The organism is Nocardioides sp. WG-D5, from assembly GCF_054031175.1.
The window spans coordinates 1,990,700-2,016,060 of sequence record NZ_CM132928.1 but is presented as its reverse complement, the minus strand read 5'-3'; the positions used below and the strand labels follow the sequence as shown (position 1 = coordinate 2,016,060).

33 protein-coding genes are annotated in these 25,361 nt (G+C 68.6%); 26 read left to right on the top strand and 7 right to left on the bottom strand.

Annotation, left to right across the window (positions count from 1 at the left end; translation table 11 throughout):
• The first annotated feature begins 11 nt into the window (after window positions 1-11).
• Both ACWZJV_RS09835 and ACWZJV_RS09830 read left to right on the top strand, forming a co-directional pair.
• The gene (locus ACWZJV_RS09835; protein WP_008360949.1) at window positions 12-590 is read left to right on the top strand and encodes a GTP-binding protein; all 579 of its coding nucleotides are present in this window, start codon (window positions 12-14) and stop codon (window positions 588-590) included.
• Window positions 591-777: 187 nt separating this feature from the next.
• Window positions 778-1,572, top strand: a complete 795-nt coding sequence (locus ACWZJV_RS09830) for a DUF3027 domain-containing protein (protein ID WP_457181941.1) — start codon at window positions 778-780, stop codon at window positions 1,570-1,572.
• Here the strand turns inward: ACWZJV_RS09830 and ACWZJV_RS09825 are convergent.
• Window positions 1,569-1,955 carry a DUF2530 domain-containing protein gene (locus ACWZJV_RS09825; protein WP_457181290.1) on the bottom strand — a complete coding sequence of 129 codons (387 nt, stop codon included), beginning with the start codon at window positions 1,953-1,955 and terminating at the stop codon, window positions 1,569-1,571. The two genes, ACWZJV_RS09830 and ACWZJV_RS09825, sit on opposite strands and share 4 nt — an antisense overlap.
• 73 nt (window positions 1,956-2,028) lie before the next feature.
• Between ACWZJV_RS09825 and ACWZJV_RS09820 the strand changes: the two genes are divergently transcribed.
• From ACWZJV_RS09820 to ACWZJV_RS09775, 10 genes are all read left to right on the top strand, one after another.
• Entirely contained in the window at window positions 2,029-2,178 is a 150-nt protein-coding gene (locus tag ACWZJV_RS09820; RefSeq protein ID WP_008360959.1) for a DUF1059 domain-containing protein, read from the top strand.
• Between the two features lie 77 nt (window positions 2,179-2,255).
• Window positions 2,256-2,717, top strand: coding sequence for a MarR family winged helix-turn-helix transcriptional regulator (locus tag ACWZJV_RS09815; RefSeq protein ID WP_040756146.1), 462 nt, complete (start codon window positions 2,256-2,258; stop codon window positions 2,715-2,717).
• Window positions 2,714-3,964 carry an MFS transporter gene (locus ACWZJV_RS09810; protein WP_457181289.1) on the top strand — a complete coding sequence of 417 codons (1,251 nt, stop codon included), beginning with the start codon at window positions 2,714-2,716 and terminating at the stop codon, window positions 3,962-3,964. The genes ACWZJV_RS09815 and ACWZJV_RS09810 overlap by 4 nt, the downstream gene beginning before the upstream one ends.
• 263 nt (window positions 3,965-4,227) lie before the next feature.
• Window positions 4,228-4,599 (top strand): 30S ribosomal protein S12, encoded by a 372-nt coding sequence (rpsL, locus tag ACWZJV_RS09805; protein WP_008360965.1) that lies wholly within the window; start codon window positions 4,228-4,230, stop codon window positions 4,597-4,599.
• A gap of 1 nt (window position 4,600) precedes the next feature.
• On the top strand, window positions 4,601-5,071 hold the full coding sequence (gene rpsG, locus ACWZJV_RS09800) for a 30S ribosomal protein S7 (RefSeq protein WP_008360967.1): 471 nt from the start codon (window positions 4,601-4,603) through the stop codon (window positions 5,069-5,071).
• A gap of 83 nt (window positions 5,072-5,154) precedes the next feature.
• Window positions 5,155-7,269: an elongation factor G gene (fusA, locus tag ACWZJV_RS09795; RefSeq protein ID WP_008360969.1), complete on the top strand. Its 2,115-nt coding sequence runs from the start codon at window positions 5,155-5,157 to the stop codon at window positions 7,267-7,269.
• A gap of 84 nt (window positions 7,270-7,353) precedes the next feature.
• Window positions 7,354-8,547, top strand: coding sequence for an elongation factor Tu (tuf, locus tag ACWZJV_RS09790; protein WP_196872811.1), 1,194 nt, complete (start codon window positions 7,354-7,356; stop codon window positions 8,545-8,547).
• A gap of 79 nt (window positions 8,548-8,626) precedes the next feature.
• Window positions 8,627-9,349 carry a tRNA (guanosine(46)-N7)-methyltransferase TrmB gene (trmB, locus tag ACWZJV_RS09785; protein WP_008360974.1) on the top strand — a complete coding sequence of 241 codons (723 nt, stop codon included), beginning with the start codon at window positions 8,627-8,629 and terminating at the stop codon, window positions 9,347-9,349.
• Window positions 9,350-9,406: 57 nt separating this feature from the next.
• The gene (locus ACWZJV_RS09780; protein ID WP_040755996.1) at window positions 9,407-10,030 is read left to right on the top strand and encodes a hypothetical protein; all 624 of its coding nucleotides are present in this window, start codon (window positions 9,407-9,409) and stop codon (window positions 10,028-10,030) included.
• 86 nt (window positions 10,031-10,116) lie between these two features.
• A complete protein-coding gene (locus tag ACWZJV_RS09775) occupies window positions 10,117-11,580 on the top strand; it encodes a glycerophosphodiester phosphodiesterase family protein (RefSeq protein WP_008360979.1) in 1,464 nt (487 codons plus the stop codon).
• A gap of 1 nt (window position 11,581) precedes the next feature.
• On the opposite strand, the gene ACWZJV_RS09770 is transcribed toward ACWZJV_RS09775, so the two are convergent.
• Window positions 11,582-12,439, bottom strand: a complete 858-nt coding sequence (locus ACWZJV_RS09770) for an RDD family protein (protein WP_457181287.1) — start codon at window positions 12,437-12,439, stop codon at window positions 11,582-11,584.
• Window positions 12,440-12,462: 23 nt separating this feature from the next.
• Here ACWZJV_RS09770 and ACWZJV_RS09765 point away from each other — a divergent pair, with 23 nt between their 5' ends.
• A complete protein-coding gene (locus ACWZJV_RS09765; RefSeq protein WP_008360982.1) occupies window positions 12,463-13,458 on the top strand; it encodes a stage II sporulation protein M in 996 nt (331 codons plus the stop codon).
• A gap of 2 nt (window positions 13,459-13,460) precedes the next feature.
• Here ACWZJV_RS09765 and ACWZJV_RS09760 read toward each other — a convergent pair whose 3' ends face one another.
• From ACWZJV_RS09760 to ACWZJV_RS09740, 5 genes are read right to left on the bottom strand one after another with little or no spacing between them, the layout of a single operon-like run.
• Window positions 13,461-14,762 carry a DUF58 domain-containing protein gene (locus ACWZJV_RS09760; RefSeq protein WP_008360983.1) on the bottom strand — a complete coding sequence of 434 codons (1,302 nt, stop codon included), beginning with the start codon at window positions 14,760-14,762 and terminating at the stop codon, window positions 13,461-13,463.
• A complete protein-coding gene (locus tag ACWZJV_RS09755) occupies window positions 14,759-15,742 on the bottom strand; it encodes an AAA family ATPase (RefSeq protein WP_008360984.1) in 984 nt (327 codons plus the stop codon). Before ACWZJV_RS09755 ends, ACWZJV_RS09760 begins: the two co-directional genes overlap by 4 nt.
• Window positions 15,739-16,884, bottom strand: a complete 1,146-nt coding sequence (locus ACWZJV_RS09750; RefSeq protein WP_008360985.1) for a DUF4350 domain-containing protein — start codon at window positions 16,882-16,884, stop codon at window positions 15,739-15,741. The genes ACWZJV_RS09755 and ACWZJV_RS09750 overlap by 4 nt, the downstream gene beginning before the upstream one ends.
• On the bottom strand, window positions 16,881-17,492 hold the full coding sequence (locus ACWZJV_RS09745; RefSeq protein ID WP_457181286.1) for a DUF4129 domain-containing protein: 612 nt from the start codon (window positions 17,490-17,492) through the stop codon (window positions 16,881-16,883). Before ACWZJV_RS09745 ends, ACWZJV_RS09750 begins: the two co-directional genes overlap by 4 nt.
• Window positions 17,492-18,553, bottom strand: a complete 1,062-nt coding sequence (locus tag ACWZJV_RS09740; RefSeq protein WP_457181285.1) for a hypothetical protein — start codon at window positions 18,551-18,553, stop codon at window positions 17,492-17,494. The genes ACWZJV_RS09745 and ACWZJV_RS09740 overlap by 1 nt, the downstream gene beginning before the upstream one ends.
• A 413-nt stretch (window positions 18,554-18,966) precedes the next feature.
• On the opposite strand from ACWZJV_RS09740, the gene rpsJ reads away from it, so the two are divergent.
• From rpsJ to rplX, 13 genes are all read left to right on the top strand, one after another.
• The gene (gene rpsJ / locus ACWZJV_RS09735) at window positions 18,967-19,275 is read left to right on the top strand and encodes a 30S ribosomal protein S10 (RefSeq protein ID WP_008360994.1); all 309 of its coding nucleotides are present in this window, start codon (window positions 18,967-18,969) and stop codon (window positions 19,273-19,275) included.
• A 10-nt stretch (window positions 19,276-19,285) separates the two neighbouring features.
• The gene (rplC, locus tag ACWZJV_RS09730) at window positions 19,286-19,942 is read left to right on the top strand and encodes a 50S ribosomal protein L3 (protein ID WP_008360995.1); all 657 of its coding nucleotides are present in this window, start codon (window positions 19,286-19,288) and stop codon (window positions 19,940-19,942) included.
• A gap of 2 nt (window positions 19,943-19,944) precedes the next feature.
• Window positions 19,945-20,844, top strand: coding sequence for a 50S ribosomal protein L4, sunset domain variant (gene rplD, locus ACWZJV_RS09725; protein ID WP_008360997.1), 900 nt, complete (start codon window positions 19,945-19,947; stop codon window positions 20,842-20,844).
• Window positions 20,841-21,137, top strand: a complete 297-nt coding sequence (gene rplW / locus ACWZJV_RS09720; protein ID WP_008360999.1) for a 50S ribosomal protein L23 — start codon at window positions 20,841-20,843, stop codon at window positions 21,135-21,137. Before rplD ends, rplW begins: the two co-directional genes overlap by 4 nt.
• Before the next feature lie 16 nt (window positions 21,138-21,153).
• A complete protein-coding gene (gene rplB / locus ACWZJV_RS09715) occupies window positions 21,154-21,990 on the top strand; it encodes a 50S ribosomal protein L2 (RefSeq protein WP_008361002.1) in 837 nt (278 codons plus the stop codon).
• A 3-nt stretch (window positions 21,991-21,993) separates the two neighbouring features.
• Window positions 21,994-22,275, top strand: a complete 282-nt coding sequence (rpsS, locus tag ACWZJV_RS09710; RefSeq protein ID WP_008361004.1) for a 30S ribosomal protein S19 — start codon at window positions 21,994-21,996, stop codon at window positions 22,273-22,275.
• Entirely contained in the window at window positions 22,272-22,691 is a 420-nt protein-coding gene (gene rplV / locus ACWZJV_RS09705; protein ID WP_008361005.1) for a 50S ribosomal protein L22, read from the top strand. The genes rpsS and rplV overlap by 4 nt, the downstream gene beginning before the upstream one ends.
• Window positions 22,691-23,518: a 30S ribosomal protein S3 gene (gene rpsC / locus ACWZJV_RS09700; RefSeq protein WP_008361007.1), complete on the top strand. Its 828-nt coding sequence runs from the start codon at window positions 22,691-22,693 to the stop codon at window positions 23,516-23,518. The genes rplV and rpsC overlap by 1 nt, the downstream gene beginning before the upstream one ends.
• Window positions 23,519-23,521: 3 nt before the next feature.
• Window positions 23,522-23,941 carry a 50S ribosomal protein L16 gene (gene rplP, locus ACWZJV_RS09695; protein WP_008361009.1) on the top strand — a complete coding sequence of 140 codons (420 nt, stop codon included), beginning with the start codon at window positions 23,522-23,524 and terminating at the stop codon, window positions 23,939-23,941.
• Window positions 23,941-24,183, top strand: coding sequence for a 50S ribosomal protein L29 (rpmC, locus tag ACWZJV_RS09690; protein ID WP_008361011.1), 243 nt, complete (start codon window positions 23,941-23,943; stop codon window positions 24,181-24,183). Before rplP ends, rpmC begins: the two co-directional genes overlap by 1 nt.
• A 1-nt stretch (window position 24,184) precedes the next feature.
• A complete protein-coding gene (gene rpsQ, locus ACWZJV_RS09685; protein WP_008361013.1) occupies window positions 24,185-24,460 on the top strand; it encodes a 30S ribosomal protein S17 in 276 nt (91 codons plus the stop codon).
• A gap of 172 nt (window positions 24,461-24,632) precedes the next feature.
• A complete protein-coding gene (gene rplN / locus ACWZJV_RS09680; RefSeq protein WP_008361015.1) occupies window positions 24,633-25,001 on the top strand; it encodes a 50S ribosomal protein L14 in 369 nt (122 codons plus the stop codon).
• Window positions 25,001-25,360, top strand: a complete 360-nt coding sequence (rplX, locus tag ACWZJV_RS09675; protein WP_008361017.1) for a 50S ribosomal protein L24 — start codon at window positions 25,001-25,003, stop codon at window positions 25,358-25,360. Before rplN ends, rplX begins: the two co-directional genes overlap by 1 nt.
• Window position 25,361 lies beyond the last annotated feature (1 nt).

Below are 25,361 nucleotides of genomic sequence, written 5' to 3'. Positions count from 1 at the left end.
GGAGTAATGCAGTGACCACCGACTCCAAGCAGGCGACGATGTCTGCGAAGATCGTCATCGCCGGCGGGTTCGGCGTTGGTAAGACGACCTTCGTCGGCTCCGTCTCGGAGATCGTCCCCCTGACGACCGAGGCCGTGATGACGCAGGCGACCGCCGGCGTCGACGACCTCTCCGCCGTGCCCAACAAGAAGACGACGACCGTCGCGATGGACTTCGGGCGGGTCTCTCTCGACTCCGACCTGATCCTCTACCTGTTCGGCACGCCCGGCCAGAACCGCTTCTGGTTCATGTGGGACGACCTGACCCAGGGCGCCATCGGCGCCGTGGTGCTCATCGACACCCGTCGTCTCGCCGACTCCTTCGGCGCGATCGACTACTTCGAGTCCCGCAACGTGCCGTTCGTCGTGGCCCACAACGTCTTCGGCGCCAACCAGGCCTACAAGCCGGAGCAGATCCGCGAGGCCCTGGCTCTGCGCCCGGACATCCCGATCGTCACGTGTGACGCCCGCGACCGTCAGTCGACCAAGGCGACGCTGATCTCGCTCGTCGAGTACGTCCTCTCCATGGTCTCCACGCGCGCGCTCCAGTAGCCGAGCGTCACCCGACACCCGCCGCAGCCACGCTCCGGCGGGTGTCGGCGTTTTGATGAGATCTCAATGGCTGCCGTGACTGTGCAGTAGCGGCGTGGGTCTGGGAGGATGACGCGTTGTGCGGAAGTTCAGGTTGTGGTGGCGCAAGGTGACCCCGAAGTGGAACCTGAGGCGCCTGTGGGCGAAGATGTGGTCCGTGATCACGACCCCGTACGCCGATGCGACGGCCGTCGCTGCCGTCGACGAGGCCCGCGCCGCGCTCCTGTCCGACGTCCCAGCCGGTGACGTCGGAGAACATCTCGGTCATGTGGCCGAGAATGGTGCCGGCCCAGGCGTCGTGACCCACCTGTTCGCCTGCACCCGCAAGGGCTACGTCGGCTGGCACTGGTCGGTCACGGTCGTCTACGTCCCGGTCCTGGGCGAGGCCTCCGAGGTGACCGTCAACGAGGTCGTCCTCGTTCCCGGCGACGCCGCGATCGTGGCCCCCGCCTGGGTGCCTTACCGCGACCGGATCAAGCCCGGCGATCTCTCGCCCGGCGACCTGCTCCCGGTCGAGGACGATGACGCCCGGCTGGTCCCGACGTACGCCTTCGGTGACGACCCGCTCGACGCCGACGAGAAGGCGCAGGTGCGCGAGGTCGCCAAGGATCTCGGTCTCGGTCGTGTCCGCACCCTGTCGACCACGGGCTTCGATGCCGCCGCCGAGCGGTGGTACGCAGGTGAGGGCGGCCCCGAGGCGCCGCTCGCCCAGGCCGCCCCCGACCAGTGCCACAGCTGTGGCTTCCTGGTCCGGCTGACCGGCCACCTGGCCTCGACCTTCGGCGTCTGCGCCAACGGCGACGCCAACGACGACGGCAAGGTGGTCAGCCTCAACCACGGGTGCGGTGCGCACTCGGAGGTGCGGCTGGCGAAGAAGCACGAGCCGCAGCCGCTGCCGGACCCGGTCTTCGACACGATCAGCGACGACGTCGAGGCGTTCTAGCCGAGGCCCTCGGCCCGCAGCCGACGGGCCTTGCGGCGCCGGGTCAGCTCGATGCCGATGGCACCGATGCCGAAGGCGGCCAGGCAGGTCCAGATCCACCAGGTCCAGCCGCGGTCGTTGAGCAGACCCCAGAAGGGGAGCAGGGCCACGAACCCGACGAGCCAGCCGAGGGTGGCGAGCTCGAAGGCGCGGATACCGTCCTCGTCGACCAGCTCGATCTTCGGCTCGGGTCGGGCCTCGACCGGCTCCTCGACGGGCGGCTGGTCGTAGCCGTAGTCCTGGGAGTAGTCGCCGTCCGCGGGGTAGTAGTCGCCCTCGTACCCGTCGTACTGCTGCTCCGGGTAGCCGCCGGAGTAGTCGTCATCCCGGTACTGGTCACTCATGGCCCCCAATCTATCGGGGGCTAGTCTGGAGACGCTGAGCCCCTGCGTACGACTCGACGACCTGGAGGTCCTGATGGCTTCGCTCCGCTGCCCTTGCGGCACCAACTTCCGCACCGAGACCGACGACGAGCTGGTCGAGCAGGTGCAGGAGCACCTCGCCGAGGCACACCCCGGTCGCACCTACAGCCGGGACGACATCCTCATGCTCGCCGCGATGTCCTGACCCTGTGACGGCGCCCTCGTCAGGGCGCCGTCTCTTTCCGGAATAGTTAGCGCCGGTAAGCAGTTATGCTTACCGACATGCCTACCGCACAGCCCGTCTCCGCGCCCGACGCGGCCTCCGACATCCCCGAGGTCGCCTCGGAGCTGCGCACCTCCGTCATGCGGATGCGCCGCCGCCTGGCCAACGAGCGCCACCCCGACAACGACCTCTCGCTGGGGTCGATGGCGGTCCTCGGGGCGCTGTACGCCAACGACGAGATGACCCTCGGCGCTCTCGCCGCACGCGAGCGGGTCCAGCCGCCGAGCATGACCAGGATGGTCAACTTCCTCGAGGAGGGCGGCTACGTCGTGCGCCGCCAGGGTGAGACCGACCGCCGCCAGGTGCTGGTCTCGATCACCGACAAGGGCCGCCGGACCGTACGTAAGGACCGGCTGAGCCGCGACGCCTGGCTCGCCCAGCAGCTCGTCGGCCTCGATGCCGACGAGCTCGCCGCCCTCCGCACCGCCGCTTCGATCATGGAGAGAATAGCCACCAGTTGAGTCCCACGTTCCGTTCCCTGCGCAGCCACAACTACCGCCTCTACCTAGCCGGAAGTGTCGTCTCCAACGTCGGCACCTGGATGCAACGCATCGCCCAGGACTGGCTCGTGCTCAGCCTGGGCGGCGGGGGAGCGGCACTCGGTATCACCACCGGTCTCCAGTTCCTCCCCATCCTCCTGCTCAGCCCCTACGCCGGCGTCATCGCCGACCGCTTCCCGAAGCGCCGCCTGCTGCAGGCCGCCCAGGGCTGGATGGCCCTGATGTCGCTGCTCCTCGGTGTGCTGGCGGTGAGCGGCCACGCCGAGGTGTGGATGGTCTACGTGATCGCCTTCCTGTTCGGCACCGGCGCCGCCTTCGACGGCCCCGGCCGGCAGTCGTTCGTCTCCGAGATGGTCCACCCCGACGACCTCACCAACGCCGTCGGCCTCAACTCGGCCTCGTTCAACCTCGCCCGCCTGGTCGGGCCGGCGCTGGCCGGTCTCCTCATCGGCTGGCTGGGCAGCGGCCCCGAGGCGACCGGCTGGGTCATCCTCGTCAACGCGGTCTCCTACCTCGCCGTGATCGGGCAGCTGCAGCGGATGAACACCGCCGAGCTCCACACGCCCGAACCGGTCGCCCGGCGTCGCGGGATGCTGCGCGAGGGCATCGGCTACATCCGTACGCAGCCCAAGATGCTGATGGTCCTCGTCATCGTCTTCTTCGTCGGTACGTTCGGTGCGAACTTCCCGATCACCTCGGCGCTGATGGCGACCGAGGAGTTCGGCAAGGGCGCCAGCGAGTACGGCCTGCTCGGCACCGTCCTGGCCGTCGGCTCCCTCTCCGGTGCGCTGCTCGGCGCCCGCCGCACCCGGATCCCGCTCAAGCTGATCGTGGGGGCGGCCACCGGGTTCGGGCTGTCCATCATCGTGTCCGGGTTCATGCCGACGTACGCCTTGTTCGCCCTGACCGGGCCGATCGTCGGGTTCTGCACCATCACGGTCCTCAACGCCTGCAACGCCACCATGCAGACCGAGGCGGCCCCGGCGTTCCGCGGCCGGGTGATGGCGATCTACATGACCGTCCTGATGGGCGGCACCCCGCTGGGCGCCCCGCTCATCGGCTTCGTCGGCGAGCACTTCGGCGCCCGCACGACCCTCTACGCCAGTGGCGCCCTTGTCCTCTTCGGTACGCTTGCGGGGGTGCTGCTCCTAGCCGCACTCCGAGGTGGTATCCGGGCCGTTTTGACCCCCTCTCAAGCCGCCGGGTAGCCTCTGAAGCGTGTCTGGGACAACCAGGCCGTCGCGCGTGCCCGGAACAAGCTCGAGAAAAGGGTCTCGGACCCGGGCTCGGCGCCCTCAAGTGGGGATTCGGTTCGAAAGATCCGTCTTCGTGCTGTTGAGGTAAGGGCGACACGCCCGACCTCGGGGGCGAGGCGGGACCAGTTGGTATCGCACCACCTGGACGCACACCATTGGATCCTTCGTGGCAGAGCGCCGCGTCGTGAGAGCAGAAAAGAAGGGGAACCACCGAGGTGCCCACCATCAACCAGCTGGTCCGCAAGGGCCGCGAGGACAAGGCGACGAAGTCGAAGACGCCTGCCCTCAAGGGATCGCCGCAGCGCCGTGGCGTCTGCACGCGCGTCTACACCACCACCCCGAAGAAGCCGAACTCCGCCCTCCGGAAGGTCGCCCGTGTGCGCCTCTCCTCCGGCGTCGAGGTCACCGCTTACATCCCGGGTGTGGGCCACAACCTTCAGGAGCACTCCATCGTGCTCGTCCGCGGCGGTCGTGTGAAGGACCTCCCCGGTGTTCGTTACAAGATCATTCGCGGCTCGCTCGACACCCAGGGCGTGAAGAACCGCAAGCAGGCCCGGAGCCGCTACGGCGCCAAGAAGGAGAAGTGAGATGCCTCGTAAGGGTCCCGCTCCCAAGCGTCCGCTCGTCGTCGACCCCGTCTACGGCTCGCAGCTCGTAACCCAGCTCGTCAGCAAGGTCCTCCAGGACGGCAAGAAGCAGGTTGCGCAGCGCATCGTCTACACCGCCCTCGAGGGCTGCCGGGAGAAGACCGGCACCGACCCCGTGGTCACCCTCAAGCGTGCGATGGACAACGTGAAGCCGGCCATCGAGGTCAAGTCCCGCCGCGTCGGTGGCGCGACCTACCAGGTTCCGGTCGAGGTCAAGGGCACGCGTGGCACCACGCTCGCGCTGCGCTGGCTCGTCGGTTACGCCCAGGACCGTCGTGAGAAGACGATGGCTGAGCGCCTCATGAACGAGATCCTCGACGCGAGCAACGGCCTCGGTGCCGCTGTGAAGAAGCGCGAGGACACTCACAAGATGGCCGAGTCCAACAAGGCCTTCGCGCACTACCGCTGGTGACGTACGGCGGGGTGCTCGCAGAACCACGTGGGCACCCCGCCCATCCAGACCGAAGACAATCTCTTTAAGGAACGCTGAAGACAGTGGCCGTCGACATCACCACGGACCTCAATGTGGTCCGCAACATCGGCATCATGGCGCACATCGATGCCGGTAAGACCACCACCACCGAGCGCATCCTGTTCTACACCGGTATCTCCTACAAGATCGGTGAGGTCCACGAGGGCGCAGCCACGATGGACTGGATGGAGCAGGAGCAGGAGCGCGGCATCACGATCACGTCTGCCGCGACGACCTGCTGGTGGAAGGACCACCAGATCAACATCATCGACACCCCGGGACACGTCGACTTCACCGTCGAGGTGGAGCGTTCGCTGCGCGTCCTGGACGGTGCTGTCGCCGTCTTCGACGGTGTGGCCGGTGTCGAGCCGCAGTCGCAGACCGTGTGGCGTCAGGCGAACAAGTACTCCGTCCCGCGGATGTGCTTCGTCAACAAGCTCGACCGCACCGGTGCCGACTTCTACATGGTCGTCGACTCCATCGTCGACAAGCTGCACGCCACCCCGCTGGTCCTGCAGCTGCCGATCGGTGCCGAGTCCGACTTCATCGGCGTCGTCGACCTGATCGAGATGAACGCCAAGGTCTGGCGCGGCGAGACCCAGCAGGGTGAGGACTACGTCATCGAGGCGATCCCCGCCGACATGACCGACAAGGCCGCCGAGTGGCGCGAGAAGCTCGTCGAGACCCTCGCCGAGGCCGACGACGACATCATGGAGGTCTACCTCGAGGAGGGCGACGTCTTCGACGTTCCCACCCTGAAGGCCGCCATCCGTCGCGCGACCCTCGCCGACAAGCTCAACCCGATCCTCACCGGCACCGCGTTCAAGAACAAGGGCGTCCAGCCCCTGCTCGACGCGATCGTCGACTACCTGCCCTCGCCCATCGATGTCGAGTCGATCATCGGCCACGACGTCAAGGACGAGGAGGTCGAGGTCTCCCGCAAGCCTTCCGAGGACGAGCCGTTCTCCGGTCTGGTCTTCAAGATCGCCTCCGACCCGCACCTGGGCAAGCTGTTCTACCTGCGCGTCTACTCCGGCAAGGTCGAGGCGGGTGCGACCGTGGTCAACCCGATCAACGGCCGCAAGGAGCGCATCGGCAAGATCTACCAGATGCACGCCAACAAGCGTGAGGAGATCAACTCGGTGGGCGCCGGCCAGATCGTGGCCGTCATGGGTCTGAAGGACACCAAGACCGGTCACACCCTGTGCGACCCGTCCAACCCGGTCGTGCTCGAGTCGATGAGCTTCCCGGCCCCGGTGATCGAGGTCGCCATCGAGCCGAAGACCAAGGGTGACCAGCAGAAGCTCGGCACGGCGATTCAGCGCCTCACCGAGGAGGACCCGACCTTCACGGTCAAGACCGACGAGCAGACCGGCCAGACCATCATCGCTGGTATGGGCGAGCTCCACCTCGAGGTCTTCGTCGACCGGATGAAGCGTGAGTTCAAGGTCGAGGCGACCGTCGGCAAGCCGCAGGTCGCCTACCGCGAGACGCTCCGCAAGAAGGTCGAGAACCACAGCTACACCCACAAGAAGCAGACCGGTGGTTCGGGCCAGTTCGCGAAGGTCGTCATCTCCGTCGAGCCGAACGTCGACGAGGAGACCGGCCAGGGCGCGGGCTACGAGTTCGTCAACAACGTCACCGGTGGTCGCGTGCCGAAGGAGTACATCCCCTCGGTCGACCAGGGTGCTCAGGACGCCATGGAGTTCGGTATTCTCGCCGGCTTCCCCATGGTCGATGTGAAGGTCTCGCTCGAGGACGGCGCCTACCACGACGTCGACTCCTCCGAGCTCGCCTTCAAGATCGCCGGCAACCAGGCCTTCAAGGAGGCCGCCCGCATGGCGAAGGCCGTCCTGCTGGAGCCGATGTTCGCCGTCGAGGTCACGACCCCCGAGTCGTTCCTCGGCACCGTTATCGGTGACATCAACTCCCGTCGCGGCCAGGTGTCTTCGCAGGAGGAGCGCCACGGCGACATGGTCGTCCAGGCTCTCGTCCCGCTGTCCGAGATGTTCGGGTACGTCGGTGACCTCCGGTCCAAGACCAGCGGTCAGGCGTCGTACTCGATGGAGTTCGACTCGTACGCCGAGGTTCCCACGAACGTCGCCGACGAGATCATCAAGAAGGCCCGTGGCGAGTGACCTTCGGGTCGCCCGTCCAGGGACTTCGGCAGCAACACCACTCAGTACGAGTCAGTAAGAAAATCACACCAGGAGGAGCCCACAGTGGCTAAGGCGAAGTTCGAGCGGACCAAGCCGCACGTCAACATCGGTACCATCGGTCACATCGACCACGGTAAGACCACTCTTACCGCGGCGATCTCGAAGGTGCTGCACGCGAAGTACCCGGACCTGAACCCGGAGTTCGCGTTCGAGGACATCGACAAGGCTCCCGAGGAGCGCCAGCGCGGGATCACGATCTCGATCGCGCACATCGAGTACCAGACCGAGTCGCGTCACTACGCCCACGTCGACTGCCCGGGTCACGCGGACTACATCAAGAACATGATCACCGGTGCCGCGCAGATGGACGGCGCGATCCTCGTGGTCGCCGCCACCGACGGCCCGATGCCGCAGACCAAGGAGCACGTGCTCCTGGCCCGCCAGGTCGGCGTGCCGTCGATCGTGGTCGCGCTCAACAAGTGCGACATGGTCGACGACGAGGAGCTCATCGAGCTCGTCGAGATGGAGGTGCGCGAGCTCCTCAGCGAGTACGAGTTCCCGGGTGACGACATCCCGGTCGTGCGCGTTGCCGCCTTCCCCGCCCTGCAGGGCGAGGAGAAGTGGATGAACTCGGTCGCCGAGCTCATGCAGGCCGTCGACGACTACATCCCGACCCCGGCTCGCGAGACCGACAAGCCGTTCCTGATGCCCGTTGAGGACGTCTTCACGATCACCGGTCGTGGCACCGTCATCACCGGTCGTATCGAGCGCGGCGTCGTCAAGGTCGGCGAGGAGGTCGAGATCGTCGGCATCCGCGAGACCTCTCAGAAGACCACCGTCACCGGTGTCGAGATGTTCCGCAAGCTGCTCGACGAGGGCCAGGCCGGTGAGAACGTCGGTCTGCTGCTCCGTGGCACCAAGCGCGAGGACGTCGAGCGCGGCATGGTTGTCATCAAGCCGGGCACCACCACCCCGCACACCAACTTCGAGGGCTCTGTCTACATCCTCTCGAAGGAGGAGGGTGGCCGTCACACCCCGTTCTTCAACAACTACCGTCCGCAGTTCTACTTCCGGACCACGGACGTGACCGGCGTTGTGACCCTCCCCGAGGGCACCGAGATGGTCATGCCGGGTGACAACACCGAGATGTCGGTCGAGCTCATCCAGCCCATCGCGATGGACGAGGGTCTGAAGTTCGCTATCCGTGAGGGCGGTCGCACCGTCGGCGCGGGTCGCGTCACCAAGATCATCAAGTGATCTCAGCGGCGTAAGCCGCGACCAGAAGGGCGTCCAGGCTTCGGCCTGGGCGCCCTTCGCCTTTTAGAATCGAGACACCATGAACGAGTCCGTACGCCCCGCCCGACCCCACCAGAAGCTGCTCGACGACGGCCGCACGGTACGAGAGGTCCTCACCTACACCCGCCGCGGCAGCCGCCTGGACACCAAGCAGCAGAAGGCCTGGGACGCGTACGCCGCCGAATGGGTGATCCCCGACGAGGCGGTCGACGAAGCGGGCTTCTCGCTGGAGAGCTGGTTCGGTCGCCAGGGTCCGCTGATCGTCGACATCGGCGGCGGCGTGGGCGAGGCGACCGCGGTGCTGGCGGCCAACCGTCCCGAGGCCAACATCCTGGCGCTGGAGGTGTGGCGGCCCGGCGTCGCGGAGAGCCTCGGCCGCGTGGGCGCGGCGGGCGCGACGAACGTGCGGTTCTGCAGCGTCGACGCGCTCTGGATGCTCGAGAACGTCGTCGCCCCGGAGTCGGTCCGAGAGATCTGGACGTTCTTCCCCGACCCGTGGCACAAGACCCGCCACCACAAGCGCCGCCTGGTCACCGCCACCAACGCTCGGATGATCGCGGAGCGGCTCGAGTCGGGCGGGACCTGGCGGCTGGCGACCGACTGGGTCGAGTACGCCGAGCAGATGGTCGAGGTCCTCGACGCGGAGCCGCTGCTGAGCGGTGGGGTGGTCGAGCGCTGGGACGAGCGCCCGGTGACCAAGTTCGAGCGCAAGGGTCTGGCCAAGGATCGGGTCATCACCGACCTGCTCTACCGGAGGCGTTGACCCCAACTACCCGTGTCGTCACTGATCTGTGGGCTCGGAGCCGTCAGGATCGACGACATGAAGTTGTACGCCGACACGCCCTCGCGCCGCGTTGCCCAGCTTTTCGCCGACCTGCTGACGGTGGCGTGGATCGTCGGTTGGGTCCTCCTCGGGAAGCTCGTCCACGAGCTGGTCTCGGCCCTCGCCGTGCCCGGCGAGAAGATGGACGAGGCCGGCACCTCCCTCTCCGCGAAGATGCTCGAGGCGGCCGGCCGGGTCGATGACCTGCCGCTGGTGAAGGACGGCATCGCCGCGCCGTTCGAGGGGGCCGCGAAGGCCGCCGACCAGCTCCGCGCCGCCGGGGAGGCCCAGGTCGATGCCGTCTCCACCATCGCGATCGGGCTGGCGATCGCCGTCGTGGTCGTCCCGGTGCTGATGTGGCTGCTGGTCTACGTCCCGCTGCGGTGGCGGTTCATCCGCACCGCGACCTCGACCCAGCGGTTCCTTGAGGCAGGCACCGGCGCCGACCTGGTGGCGCTGCGGGCGATGTCGACCCAGCCGCTGCACAAGCTCGTCAAGATCACCGACGACCCGGTCAGGGCCTGGCGCGACGGCGACGCCGACGTGGTGGCGAAGCTGGCCGAGCTGGAGCTGAGGTCCGTCGGTCTGAGCGCGAAGCGGCTGCGGGCGGTCGAGAGGTAGCCGCACCTGCAAGTTTCACGGAGCCGTCTCCTGCAGGCCAGTTCGGTGACGCCCGGCGGTCCGGGTCCACGGCCAGGGTTCTCCGCATGAGTCTCGCTCGCGGCGTACGCCGCCTCTCTGCAGCCTTCGCTCTGCTCTGTGTCGGTGCCACGGCCGGGACGATGCTCGCCGCCTCGACCCCCGAGAGCGTCGCCCTGTCCGCGGACGAGAGCGACGCGCTCCGGTTCGGCGGCCCGGGCCGAGGTGGCGCCACCGCGGCTGAGCGCGCCTACCGCGACCTGCTCGACCACGGTCCGAAGGCCAAGATCCTCACCGCCGCTCACCGCGCCCAGTGGCGTAAGGCGCCGGAGAACTCGCTTCCGTCCATCCGGTCCGCCTTCGCCGACGGCGCCGAGATCGTCGAGCTGGACATCCAGCTGACCGAGGACCGGGTACCGGTGCTGATGCACGACACCACCGTGGACCGCACCACCGACGGGACCGGCCGGGTGGACTCGTTCACCTTGGCCGAGATCAAGCAGCTGCGTCTGAAGAAGGGGCTCGGCGGGGCGCAGGCGGCGCTGACCGACGAGCAGATACCGACCCTGGCCGAGGCACTGGCGGTGATCAAGGACCGCGGCCTGGTCAACCTCGACAAGGGCTGGCCCTTCCGCGAGGAGATCTGGCGGGTGCTGGTCGAGACCGACACCGTGCGCAACGGCATCTACAAGTCCGATGCGTCCGTGGCGGAGGTGCGGGTCTTCCGCGATAGCCACCCGGGCGCGGTCTACATGCACATGGTCACCGACGCGAACATGGCCGCCTTCGACCAGTTCGGTGAGGAGCAGCCGGTCGCCTACGAGGTCAACTTCGACTCCGTCGACGATGCGGTCGCCCGACCGTGGTTCCTGGACAGGGTGGCCGCGAAGGCGAGGGTGTGGACCAACACGATGTGGTACGGCCTCCCCGACCGGATGACCGACGAGGCCTCACTGATCGATCCGCTGCGCGGCTGGGAGTCGCTGGTGCGGTCCTACCACACGACGATCTTCCAGACCGACGACACGGGCGCGCTCGAGCGCTGGCTGCGCACGGGCGAGGGAGACCCGGTGCCGCGCGGCGGTGTCCGGGTGCAGGCCGAGGACTTCCGGCCCGGCCGGGATGTCGGCTACCACGACAACGACGCCGGCAACCGCAGCAACCTGCAGCTGCGTCCCGGTGAGGACGTCGACATCCAAGACACCGACGGCGCGGTCAGCCTGGGCTGGCTGCGTGGCGGTGAGTGGTTGACGTACGAGGTCGACGTGCGCACTGCGGGCAGCTACGAGCTGGCATTGCGGGCCTCCAGCCCGTACGACCCGGCGGGCGCCTACACGATCTCCTTCGACGGCCGGGCGGAGAGCGAGACGGTGGCGGTCGAGAACACGACCAGCCACAACAAGTACGCCCTCCAGCCCAGTGGCGTGGTCACCAGGCTGACCGCGGGCAAGCACATCGTGCGGATCTCGCTGCCCGCCGACGCCTACCAGAACTGGAACCTCGACTACCTCCAGCTCACCCCGGTCCGCTGAGTCAGCGGCCGGCGGTGAGACGAGTCCGGAGCTCCGAGTCCCGGGCCAGCCTTGCCGCGTCGCGGTCACGGCGGGTGGCGAGCACTGCGGCCAGGTAGGCCTCCGGTGGTGTGCCCGGGGGAGGGCCGGGGGCGACGTACTCCTGCACGCTGGTCGCCAGACGCTCGGCCAGCGCGTGGCGGCGGACGGGGTCGGTGTGCGTGCCGACCTCCCCGGACAGGAACCGGCGCACCGCCAGGGACAGCCCGACCGGGATGGTGGCGACGTCGGCGCGGGAGGCCCAGGCGGCGAGCGGCGGAGGCATCTGGATCGGTGCCGGCGGGCGCAGCGGGACCCGCACCCGGATCACGTACGTCCCGGCCGCGATGTCACCCAGGCGCTTGCCGCGCGGGTGGATCATCGCGGTGAGGAAGGCCGCCGCGCCGCTGGTGCCGTAGATCTCGATGACGCCGACCAGGGCGCGCACGAACGCATGGTGGAAGCTGATCGCGCCGCCGTCGTCGCGCACCGTGCGCAGGCCGAGCGCGAGCTTGCCGAGCGAGCGGCCGCGGGTGAGCGTCTCGATGATCGTCGGGAAGACCAGCAGGACCGATGCGGTGGCGGCGATGTAGGCGGCCCAGGCGAGCGCCTCGTCGGTCGCCGGGGCGGCGGTCATGAAGACGAACAGCGTCACGACGAGCAGCGCGGTCACCACGAGCACGTCGATGAGGCCCGACAGCAGCCGCATCCCCAGGCCGGCGGCCGGAAGGTCCAGGGCCACCGCGTCTCCGGTGATCAGATCGTCCTCGGTGAGCAGTGCCCGCTCGGGACGTGCCCGCTCCTGGGGGCGCAGCTCGGGCGATTGCGGCGCGGGGGTCATGGCGGTCAGCGTACGCTGCGGGCGTGGATCTCGATGCGTATCTGGCTGCGACCGCGGCCGACCGGACCAGGCTCGAGCAGCTGCTGGGCGAGCGCCGGCTGAGCGGTGCCCAGGCCGACGAGCTGGTCGAGCTCTATCAGCGGGTGAGCACCCAGCTGTCCGTGGTCCGCAGCAACGCCCCCGACCCGACCGTCGTCCAGCATCTCTCGGTGCTGCTGGCTGCGGCCCGCAACCGCACCACCGGCACCCGGACGAGCACGTGGTCGGGCTTCCTGCGGTTCTTCACCCACCGGTTCCCGGCCGCGCTCTATCGGCTGCGTTGGTGGTGGCTGGGGATGATGGCGGCCAACGTGATCCTCACCGCGGTGATGATCTGGTGGCTGCTGCGCCACCCGGAGGTCGAGCAGTCGCTGCTCGGGCCGGAGCAGATCAAGCAGCTGGTCGAGCATGACATCGAGGGCTACTACAGCGAGCACGCGGCCTCGTCGTTCGCCACCCAGGTCTGGGTCAACAACGTCTGGGTCTCGTTCATCTGCATCGCTCTGGGTGTGCTCGGGCTGCCGGTGATCTACTCGATGTTCCAGAACATCTCCAACCTGGCGATCATCGGCACCCTGATGCACCGCAACGACCGCGGCGGCCTGTTCTGGGGCCTGATCCTGCCCCACGGTCTGCTCGAGCTCACCGCCGTCTTCGTCGCCGGCGCCGTCGGCCTGCGGATCTTCTGGTCCTGGATCGACCCCGGCTCGCTGACCCGCGGTCAGTCGATGGCCCGGGAGGGCCGCACCGCCGGCGGCATCGCCCTCGGCCTCATCGTCGTGCTGCTGATCTCGGGGATCATCGAAGCCTTCGTCACCCCCTCGCCCCTGCCCACCTGGGCACGTGTCGGCATCGGCATCCTCGCCGAGCTCGCCTTCTTCGCGTACGTCTTCATCGTTGGCCGTGCCGCCGCGTCTCACGGCGAGACCGGCGACATCGACGAGCGTCTCCTCGAGGACCGCGTCGCCACCCAGGCCTAGCGTCAGAGCTGACCGGTGGCCTTGAGCTGCAGGTAGTGGTCGGCGAGAGCGGGCGGGAGGGACTCGGCGTCGGCGTCGACGATGTCGACACCGAGGGTGCGGAGCATGGCGGCGGTGTGGTCGCGGCGGCGGAGGGTCTGCTCGGCGGCGGCCGCGGCGTAGACGTCGTCGAGGGTGTCGCGGGAGGCGGCGGTGGCCTCGAGCTCGGGGTCGCGGACGGAGGCGAGGACGACGCGGTGGTGCTGGGTCAGGACCGGTAGGACCGGGAGGAGCGACTCCTCGATCGCGTGCGGGTCGAGCGGCGTCAGCAGGACCACGAGCGCGCGGTGGCGGCCGAGGCCCGCGACGGCGCCGGCGAGGTTGGACCAGTCGGCCTCGGCGATGACCGGCTCGAGGTCGGCCATTGCCTCCTGCAGCCGCTGGGTGACGTCGCGCTGACCGGCGAGGCGGACCCGGGAGCGTACGCGCAGGTCGCCGGCGATGAAGTCGATCCGGTCGCCGGCCCGGGAGGCGATGGCGGACAGCAGGAGCCCGGCGTCCATCGCCGAGTCGAGCCGCGGCACCCCGCCGCCGGCACCCTCGACCCGGGCGGCCGAGGTGCGGGAGGTGTCGAGCACCAGCACCACCCGGCGGTCGCGTTCGGGCTGCCAGGTGCGGACCACGACGGTGCGGGAGCGGGCGGTGGTGCGCCAGTCGATGGAGCGTACGTCGTCGCCGCGGACGTACTCCCGCAGCGAGTCGAACTCGGTCCCCTGTCCGCGCACGCGCACCGCGGCCCGGCCGTCGAGCTCGCGCAGCCGCTGCAGCCGGGAGGGGAGGTGCTTGCGCGACTCGAAGGCGGGCAGCACCCGCACCGAGCCCTCCACCGGGACCGTACGCTGCCGGGCGCCGAGGCCGAGTGGCCCATAGGCCCGCACCGTCACGCCCAGCGCGCGCAGGTCTCCGCGGCGGCGCGGCCGGAGCGGCGTACGCAGCCGGGTGCTGTCGCCGCGGCCGAGCCGGATCCGGTGGCGGTTCGCCGTGGCGCCGGCGGTGGGCTGCCAGGCATCCCGCACCAGCGCCCGGACACGCCGGGCAGGGGAGCGGACCAGGAGCTCCGAGGTCGTCGACTCGCCCAGCCGGATCCCGCCCAGCCGCACCCGGCTGATCTCGAGGGTGGCCGGCTTCGACGCCAGGAGCACGTCGGCGAGCGTCAGCACCATGACGAGCAGGACCCAGATCGCGGCCGTGCCGGCGGCCGGCCGCAGCACCACCGGGACGATGCCGGCCAGCAGCAGCAGCGGAACCCGCCAGGTGATGGTCATCGGGGGACGGGGACGGCGCCGATGGCGGAGGAGAGGACCTGGGAGACCTGGACGCCCTCGAGCTCGGCCTCGGGACGCAGGGCCAGCCGGTGCGCCAACGTCGCGTGGGCGAGGGACTTCACGTCGTCGGGGGTCACGAAGTCGCGGCCGGCGAGCCAGGACCAGGCCCGCGCGGAGCGGAGCAGCGCGGTGGCGCCACGCGGGGACACCCCGGCCGACAGCGACGGGGACTCGCGGGTCGCCCGGGCGATGTCGACGATGTAGCCGGTGACCTCCGGAGACACCTGGACGGAGCCGACGTGCTGCCGGGCGGCCTCGATGTCGGCGCCGGAGGCAACCGCCGTGACCCCCGCGCCGGCGACGTCGCGCGGGTCGAAGCCGGAGGCGTGCCGGGTGAGGATCTGCACCTCGTCGGCGCGCTCGGGCACTGGCAGGACCACCTTCAGCAGGAACCGGTCCAGCTGCGCCTCGGGGAGCGGGTAGACACCCTCGTACTCGATCGGGTTCTGGGTCGCGGCCACCAGGAACGGGCGGGGCAGGTCGCGGGTGACGCCGTCGACCGAGACCCGGCCCTCCTCCATCGCCTCGAGCAGTGCCGACTGCGTCTTCGGCGGGGTGCGGTTGATCTCGTCGGCGAGGAGCAGGTTGGTGAAGACCGGGCCTTCCCGGAACGTCAGCGAACCGTGGGAGGACTCGACCACCATCGAGCCGGTGATGTCGCCGGGCATCAGGTCGGGGGTGAACTGCACCCGGCGCGTCTCGACCGACAGAGCGGCGGACAGCGACCGCACCAGCAGGGTCTTTGCGGTGCCGGGCACGCCCTCCATGAGCACGTGGCCGCCACAGACCAGCGCGACCAGCAGCCCGGAGACCGCGGCGTCCTGACCGACGACCGCCTTGGCGACCTCGGCCCGGACCGCGGCGAGCCGCTCCCGTGCGCCGTCCGGCGACACGGACGGGATGGTCTCGGATTGGGTCATGGGTGTCGTACCTCTTCCTCAAGGGCCGCCAGCGCGTTGGCCAGCGTGATCAGGTCTTGGTCGTTCTCGATCGGAGCATCGGTGAGCAGCGCGGAGACCTCGAGATCGGGTCGTCCGGTGCGGTGGGCGACCGCGCGTACGACGGCCTCCGAGGTGGCGTCCCGGCCCAGCCGCAACCGCCGGGCGAGGCGGGTGCGGGCGGCCTGGCGCAACGTCGTCGCGGCGTGGGTGCGATCGCCGGAGCGGCGGTAGAGCCGGCCCAGGCTGCGTGTCGACTCACCGGCGCGCACGTGGACCGGCAACGGCTCCACGGCCAGCGGACCCAGCCGTCGGCCGCGGGCGAGGGCGAAGGCGACGACCGCGAGCAGCACGAGCCACAGGGCCGGGTCGATCCACCGCGGCAGCAGCGACGAGGGGGAGTGGGCCTCGTCGGGGGCGAGGTCCTCGACGGAGGGGATGTACCAGACCAGGTGGTCGCTCTCACCCAGCAGCCGCAGCGCCACCGCGGCGTTGTCCGCTCGCAGGATCTGGTCGTTGGTCAGCACCTGCGGGGCGCCCCAGACGGTCAGCCCGTCCGCGGGCGCGAGCACCGCGCCACCCTCGTGCGGGAAACACGAGCCGGCGTCGTACGCAAGGACCTCATCGGCATGGATGCTGAGCCCCTCCCAGCGCCGGTCGTCGCAGTCGGCCTCGACCCTCTCGGACGTCTGGGCGACCGCGTAGGGGATGCCGAGCATGGCCGACACGTAGGGCGCTGGCTCGGCCAGGATCAGGTCGCCGGCGTCGTCGGTGCGCTCACGCAACCGGGAGGCGGTGTCCGCGCCGAGCGCGTCGGTGCCGGTGACGAAAACGGTCGTGTCGCTCTCGATCCCGGTGTCGTCGAGGGCCTCGGAGGAACGCACGATGTCGACCTCGACGCCATGGTCCTCGAGCACCCGGACCAGCGCCCGGGTGCCGTCGGGATCGGGGCTCTCGGGGTCGTAGGGAGCGTAGGACTCCCCGCCCTTCGGGGCCGCGAGGTACGCCAGGACGACCGCGATCACGAAGGCCAGCGCCACGGCCAGAATCGGCCGGTTCCGCAGGAACCGGCCCCGCAGACGTTCGGCCCACCCGGCCGACGGTTCCGCGGTCTGCGTGCTCATCGCGCCACCGCCAGTTCCTGCTCGAGGGCGAGCACACCCTCGGCCTGCTCACGCGTGGCGGGATGATGACCGTAGAGCACCTCGTTGAACAGCTCCGCAGCCTTCCCCGCGCGGCCCTCGAGCGACATCTCCCGCTCCAGGCTCGCCGCCACCTCGGCGGCGGTGAGTCCCGGGTCCTCGGCGAGCCGGCCGCGCTCAACCTGACGCCTGGCGAGTGCCCGGAACCCGTCGATCACCGCGGCGCCATGATCACCCGAGGCGTACGCAGCCTCCGCCCGGGCCCGGAGCGCAGCAGCGGAGAGCGACTCGTCGGTGAGGACGTCGCCGTTGCGGTCGCGGGCGACCCGCGGACTGCGTCGGGCACGCGAGACCAGCAGGCCGAGACCCACGAGGATCGCCGCGAAGACGACCATCGCGGCGACGGTCTGCGCCCAGGGCACGTCGCCGACCGAAGGAAGGCCGTCGGACAGGGTGCGCTCGATCCAGCGCATGATCCGCTCGACGAGGTCGAACTCGTGGTACTCGGGGCCGGCCAGCTCCCGCCTGAGCCAGGAGCGACCCTCCTCCGGCGTCGGCGCCAGGGGAGGGGTCTGTTGGAGGAAGACCATCAGCTCAGCAGCCCGGCCTGCTCCATCAGCTCGACCTCGTAGGACTCCTTGCGGATGCGCTGGTCGAGATACTGCAGGTTGGTCACCGCGCCGGTGAACGGGGTCACGATCGCAGCGGCCACCACGGTCGCGAGGGCGGTGCCGGCGATGGTCGCCAGGAAGTAGAGGTCCGGGGCGGCGACCGAGACGATGCTGGAGACCAGGCTGATCGGGAAGCTGACGATCTGGGAGGCGAACCCGGCGATGAGCGCGGTGAGCAGCCAGATCCCGAAGAGCCGCCAGAACTGTCGCGAGGAGAGCTGCCAGGCCCGCCCGAAGGCACCGAAGACGCCGGTGTGCTCCAGCATCAGCGCCGGCACCGCGAGCAGGTAGAGCCGCACCATCAGGAACAGCGAGGCGACGATCAGGAGCAGGATCATCAGGAGGCCGACCAGGACGGCCGGGACAGGACTGTCGACGACGATGACGAGCGCCACGACCGGCGCCGCCGCGACCGCCATGACGAGGACGTAGGCCAGGGTCACGAGCAGCGCCAGCCCGATCAGCCGCCAGCGGTTGCCGTGCGTGGCCGCCCAGGCCTGGCCGAGGGTGAGCTTCTTGCCGATCGCGGCCGCGTGGGCGACGTGGGAGATCATCCCCGACACCAGGATCGTGCCGAAGGCCTGCAGCACCGTGCCCACGAGCAGCGAGCCGATCGCGGCCACGATCCCGATGATCTCGGAGCTGCCGGGCACGTAGGCGGGGTCCTCCAGCGAGCGGCCGAAGAACTCGAGGCTGTCACCGGAGAACGTGATCGCCGCGGTGACCACCAGCGGGATGGCCTGCGCGATCGCTGCCACGAGGACCGAGGCGCCGACCGTGGCGCCGGGGTTGAAGCGTACGAGCCGGAAGGCGCCGTCGAGCATGTCGCCGAGGCCCAGCGGCCGCAGCGGGATCGCCCCCGGCTTGTGGGCCGGCGGCAGCGGCTGGGTCCAGGCCGGTTGCGGCTGGGGGAGGGCCGACGTGTTCGTCGCGCCCTGTTGAGGTTGCTCACCCGGTGGGGGCGGCCACACTCCTGACATGCTGATGCTCCTCGTCGCGACGGCCGGCGAACTCGCTCGGTTGGGGGCATCCTCTCAGAGCGACCCAGCCGACACCGTTGATTTGGAGCCACCTGCGTACGCGTGACAAGATTCTCTGGTTGCTCCAGTGAATGTGCGCTGGGGTGTGCACACCTTGACTACTGAATCGCGTCACCTGAGCAGGCTGATCAGCCTGTCCGGATGTGGTCTGTGGTCGTCGTGTGCCCATCCCGAAGGCGTGGTTCCAGTGAAGCTGATGGTGAAAGTCCCGTCGAGAAGTCGGCGTTCGCTTGTGAAAAATAAGCGACACGCCCGACCGCGGGGGTCGGAGCCAGAGGTGAGCAACCGGGCCGACTCAGCCGGAGGAAGCCTGTAGCACGCGGCACGCTGACCAAGAAGGACGAGAGAGACAGATGGCGGGACAGAAGATCCGCATCAGGCTCAAGGCCTATGACCACGAGGTGATCGACACCTCGGCGCGAAAGATCGTGGACACGGTCACCCGTACGGGTGCCAAGGTCGCCGGCCCGGTGCCGCTGCCGACCGAGAAGAACGTGTACTGCGTCATCCGCTCGCCCCACAAGTACAAGGACTCGCGCGAGCACTTCGAGATGCGCACCCACAAGCGCCTCATCGACATCATCGACCCGACCCCGAAGACTGTTGACTCCCTCATGCGGCTCGACCTGCCTGCTGGTGTCGACATCGAGATCAAGCTCTGAGGTTGACGACATGACGATCGAACGCAACGTGAAGGGTCTCCTGGGCACCAAGCTCGGCATGACCCAGCTCTGGGACGAGAACAACGTCGTCGTCCCCGTGACCGTGATCGCGGCGAACACCAACGTCGTGACCCAGGTCCGCACTCCCGAGGTCGACGGCTACAACGCCGTGCAGATCGGCTACGGCGAGATCGACGGCCGCAAGGTGAACAAGCCGGGCGCCGGCCAGTTCGAGAAGGCCGGCACCACGCCGCGCCGCCACCTGGCCGAGATCCGCACCGCCGACGCCGCGTCGTACTCCGCCGGCCAGGAGCTCTCCGTCGACACCTTCGCCGTGGGCGAGGAGATCGACGTGACGGGCACCTCGAAGGGTAAGGGTTTCGCGGGCACCATGAAGCGCCACGGCTTTGCCGGCGTCAGCGCTTCGCACGGTGCTCACCGCAACCACCGCAAGCCGGGATCGATCGGCGCGTGCGCCACCCCGGGTCGCGTGTTCAAGGGCGTCCGCATGGCCGGCCACATGGGTACTGACACCGTCACCACCCAGAACCTCACCGTGCACGCCGTCGACACCGAGAAGGGCCTCATCCTGGTCAAGGGCGCCATTCCTGGCCCCAAGGGTGGCCTCGTGGTCCTCCGCTCGGCTGCTAAGAAGCTGGAGGCCTGATCATGGCTATCAAGACCGTCAAGGTCGACTTCCCGGCTGAGATCTTCGATGTTGAGCTCAACATCCCGCTGATCCACCAGGTCGTCGTCGCGCAGCAGGCCGCTGCGCGCCAGGGCACGCACGCCACCAAGACCCGCGGCGAGGTCCGCGGTGGTGGCCGCAAGCCCTACAAGCAGAAGGGCACCGGTCGCGCCCGCCAGGGTTCGACCCGCGCGCCGCAGTTCGCCGGTGGTGGCACCGTCCACGGCCCGCAGCCGCGTGACTACAGCCAGCGCACCCCCAAGAAGATGAAGGCCGCCGCTCTCCGCGGTGCCCTCTCCGACCGGGCTCGCGCCGGCCAGATCCACGTGGCCGAGTTCGCCTTCGAGGCGCCCTCGACCAAGACCGCGCTGACCGCCCTCAAGGCGATCTCCGACGCGAAGCGCTTCCTCGTGGTGCTGGACCGTTCCGAGTCCGCCGCCGCGCTGAGCCTGCGCAACGCGCCCGAGGTGCACCTGCTCTGGGCCGACCAGCTCAACACCTACGACGTCCTCGTCTCCGACGACGTGGTCTTCTCCAAGCCGGCCTACGAGATCTTCGTCTCGGGCAAGCCGGTCGTCGCTGCCAAGGAGACCGTCACCATCGGTGAGGTCGAGAAGGACGCGGCCAAGAAGCCCGCCGCCGAGCCCGCCAAGGATGCCGACCTTCCCGAGGGCGCTGTCGCGCCGCTCGAGGACGGTTCCGCTCCCGAGGGCTTCGACATCAAGGGCAACGTCAAGGGCAAGGACAAGAAGTTCCACGCTCCGGGCGGCCGTTGGTACGAGTCCACCAAGGCGGAGTTCTACTTCAAGTCCGCCGAGGACGCCATCGCCGCAGGCTTCGTCGAGGCCGGCAAGAAGAAGGCTGAGGAGGCTGACAAGTGAGCACGCTGCACTACGACCCCCGCGACATCCTGATCGCGCCGGTGGTCTCCGAGAAGAGCTACGGCCTCCTCGACCAGAACAAGTACACCTTCATCGTTCGCCCCGACGCGAACAAGACCGAGATCAAGATCGCGGTCGAGAAGGTGTTCGACGTCAAGGTGACCTCGGTCAACACGATCAACCGCAAGGGCAAGGCCCGCCGTACGCGTTACGGCCTGGGCAAGCGCCCCGACACCAAGCGCGCGATCGTCTCCCTGGCTGAGGGCGACCGCATCGACATCTTCGGCGCGTGAGAAGGACTGACTGAACATGGCTATTCGTAAGTACAAGCCGACCACCCCGGGCCGTCGTGGCTCGTCGGTGGCCGACTTCGCCGAGATCACTCGGACCACGCCCGAGAAGTCGCTGACCAAGCCCCTCCCCAAGAAGGGCGGCCGCAACAACCAGGGTCGCGTGACCACGCGTCACCAGGGTGGCGGTCACAAGCGTGCGTACCGGATCATCGACTTCCGTCGCTACGACAAGGACGGCGTGCCGGCCAAGGTCGCTCACATCGAGTACGACCCGAACCGCACCGCCCGTATCGCCCTGCTGCACTACTTCGACGGCGAGAAGCGCTACATCCTCGCGCCCGTCGGCGTGAGCCAGGGCACCGTCGTGGAGTCCGGCCCGACCGCTGACATCAAGCCCGGCAACAACCTGCCGCTGCGCAACATCCCGGTTGGTACCACCATCCACAATGTTGAGCTGCGTCCGGGTGGCGGCGCGAAGATCGCCCGCTCCGCCGGCATGAGCGCCCAGCTGGTCGCTCGCGAGGGCTCCAAGGCCACGCTGCGTATGCCTTCGGGTGAGATGCGCTTCGTCGACGTGCGCTGCCGCGCCACCGTCGGCGAGGTCGGCAACGCCGAGCAGTCCAACATCAACTGGGGTAAGGCCGGCCGCATGCGGTGGAAGGGCGTTCGCCCGACCGTCCGTGGTGTCGTCATGAACCCGGTCGACCACCCGCACGGTGGTGGTGAGGGTAAGACCTCTGGTGGCCGTCACCCGGTCAGCCCCTGGGGTAAGCCCGAGGGCCGTACGCGCAAGCGCAAGGCCTCTGACTCGCAGATCATCCGCCGCCGTAAGAGCGGGAAGGGTAGGAAGTAAGCAATGCCTCGCAGCCTGAAGAAGGGCCCCTTCATCGACGATCACCTTCAGAAGAAGGTCGACGCCGAGAACGAGAAGGGCACCCACAACGTCATCAAGACCTGGTCGCGCCGGTCGATGATCGTGCCCGAGATGATCGGTCACACCATCGCCGTGCACGACGGTCGCAAGCACGTCCCGGTCTTCGTGTCCGACTCCATGGTCGGTCACAAGCTGGGCGAGTTCGCCCCGACCCGCACTTTCAAGGGTCACATCAAGGACGACCGGAAGGGACGCCGTCGATGAGCACCACCGAGCGTGTGCGCGTAAGCGCCCGCCGCGACTCCCTGCTCGGCGACCAGCCGGGCGCCTTCGCGAGTGCCCGCTTCGTGCGGATCACCCCGCTGAAGGCGCGCCGGGTCGTCGACCTGGTCCGCGGCCTGCCTGTCGACGAGGCCCTGTCCCTGCTGCAGTTCGCGCCGCAGGCAGCCTCCGAGACTGTCTACAAGGTTCTCGAGAGCGCCATCGCCAACGCGGTGTCGACCGAGGGTCTGGACCGTGACGACCTCGTCGTCTCGGTCGCCATGGTCGACGAAGGTCCGACCATGAAGCGCTGGCGTCCCCGCGCCCAGGGCCGTGCGACCCGCATCAACAAGCGGACCTCGCACATCACCCTGGTCGTGCAGCCGGCCGACGTCGTCGAGAAGGGCGGTAAGAAGTAATGGGTCAGAAGATCAACCCGAACGGCTTCCGCCTGGGCATCTCGACCGACCACAAGTCGCGTTGGTACGCCGACAAGCAGTACAAGGAGTACGTCGGCGAGGACGTCAAGATCCGCAAGCTCCTGTCGAAGGGCATGGAGCGGGCCGGCATCGCCAAGGTCGAGATCGAGCGCACCCGTGACCGCGTCCGTGTGGACATCCACACCGCGCGTCCGGGCATCGTGATCGGCCGCCGCGGCGCCGAGGCCGACCGCCTCCGCACCGAGCTGGAGAAGCTCACCGGCAAGCAGGTCCAGCTGAACATCCTCGAGGTCAAGAACCCCGAGGTCGACGCTCAGCTGGTCGCCCAGGGTGTCGCCGAGCAGCTCAGCGGTCGCGTGCAGTTCCGCCGCGCGATGCGCAAGGCCATGCAGACCACCATGCGCTCCGGTGCCAAGGGCATCCGGATCCAGTGCTCGGGTCGTCTGAACGGCGCCGAGATGTCGCGTACGGAGTTCTACCGCGAGGGCCGCGTCCCGCTGCACACGCTGCGTGCCGACATCGACTACGGCTTCTACGAGGCCCGCACGACCTTCGGCCGCATCGGCGTGAAGGTCTGGATCTACAAGGGCGAGGTCTCCGGATCGCGCGCCGAGCGTCAGGCCGCCCAGGCCGCCCGTGCGGGCGTCCCGGGTCGCGGTGGCAACGACCGTCGCGGTGGCCGCGGCGACCGTCCGTCGCGTGGCTCCCGTGGGGACCGCCCGAACCGCGCTGACCGCGCGGCGAAGACTGAGGCGCCGGCTGCCGCTGAGGCTCCCGCCGCCGAGACCACGTCCCAGGAGGGCTGACCCATGCTGATGCCCCGTCGCGTCAAGCACCGCAAGCAGCACCACCCCAAGCGCACCGGCGTGGCCAAGGGTGGCACCAAGCTGGCCTTCGGTGACTACGGCATCCAGGCGATCGAGGGTCACTACGTGACCAACCGCCAGATCGAGGCAGCGCGTATCGCGATGACTCGTCACATCAAGCGAGGCGGCAAGGTGTGGATCAACATCTACCCCGACGTCCCGCTGACCAAGAAGCCTGCCGAGACCCGCATGGGTTCCGGTAAGGGTTCGCCCGAGTGGTGGGTGGCCAACGTCAAGCCGGGCCGCGTCATGTTCGAGCTCTCCGGAGTCGACGAGAACACGGCCCGCGAGGCGATGCGCCGCGCGATCCACAAGCTGCCCATGAAGTGCCGTTTCATCACGCGAGAGGCTGGTGAGTTCTGATGGCTAACTCCCTGCAGGCGTTCGAGCTGGACGAGCTCACCGACGTCGACCTCGAGGCGAAGCTGCGCGAGGCGAAGGAGGAGCTGTTCAACCTCCGGTTCCAGGCGGCCACCGGCCAGCTGGAGAGCCACGGTCGGCTCCGCACCGTCAAGAAGGACATCGCCCGGATCTACACCGTGGTGCGCGAGCGCGAGCTCGGCATTCGCGTGGCCCCGGGCACCGAGACCACCGAGGAGGCCTGAGATGGCTGACACCACTGAGACCACCGAGCGCAACACGCGCAAGGTGCGCGAGGGCCTCGTCGTCAGCGACAAGATGGACAAGACCATCGTCGTCGAGGTCGAGGACCGCGTGAAGCACCCGCTCTACGGCAAGGTCATGCGCCGTAGCAGCAAGCTCAAGGCTCACGACGAGCAGAACACCGCCGGCATCGGCGACCGCGTCCTGGTCATGGAGACCCGGCCGCTGTCCGCGACCAAGCGGTGGCGCCTCGTCGAGGTCGTCGAGCGCGCCAAGTGATCCTCGTCTCCTAGGAGACGGATCCGGCTGGCGACAAACGTCGCCAAATTGACCAAAGGGTGCAGGTCCAGCGACCATTGTTCGCTGGGCCTGTGCCCATCAAATCCCATTACGTTCGGCAAGGCTCGACCGCCCTGGATGCGGTTGAGAACCAGCTCGACAAGGAGAAGTAATGATCCAGCAGGAGTCGCGACTCAAGGTCGCCGACAACACTGGTGCGAAGGAGATCCTTTGCATTCGTGTGCTCGGTGGTTCCGGTCGTCGCTACGCCGGCATCGGCGACACCATCGTCGCCACCGTCAAGGACGCTATCCCCGGTGGCAACGTGAAGAAGGGTGACGTCGTCAAGGCCGTCATCGTGCGCACCGTCAAGGAGCGCCGCCGCGCTGACGGCTCGTACATCCGCTTCGACGAGAACGCCGCCGTCATTCTCAAGAACGACGGCGAGCCGCGAGGCACCCGCATCTTCGGCCCGGTCGGCCGTGAGCTGCGCGACAAGAAGTTCATGAAGATCATCTCGCTCGCGCCGGAGGTGCTGTGATGGGTCGCTCGCACATCAAGAAGGGCGACACCGTCAAGGTGATCGCCGGTAAGGACAAGGGCGGCTCCGGCAAGGTGATCGCTGTCCTCACCAACGAGGACCGTGTGATCGTCGAGGGCATCAACCTCATCAAGAAGCACACCAAGGTCCAGGACCAGGGCGGTCGCGCCGGCACCACCGGCGGCATCGTGACCACCGAGGCCCCGATCCACGTTTCCAACGTCCAGCTGCTCGAGGGTGGCGAGCCGGTTCGCGTCGGCTTCCGCCGTGAGACGGTCCAGAAGCGTCGCCCCGACGGGTCGACGTACGCCGCTGAGCGCAGCGTTCGCATCTCGCGCAAGACCGGTAAGGACATCTGAT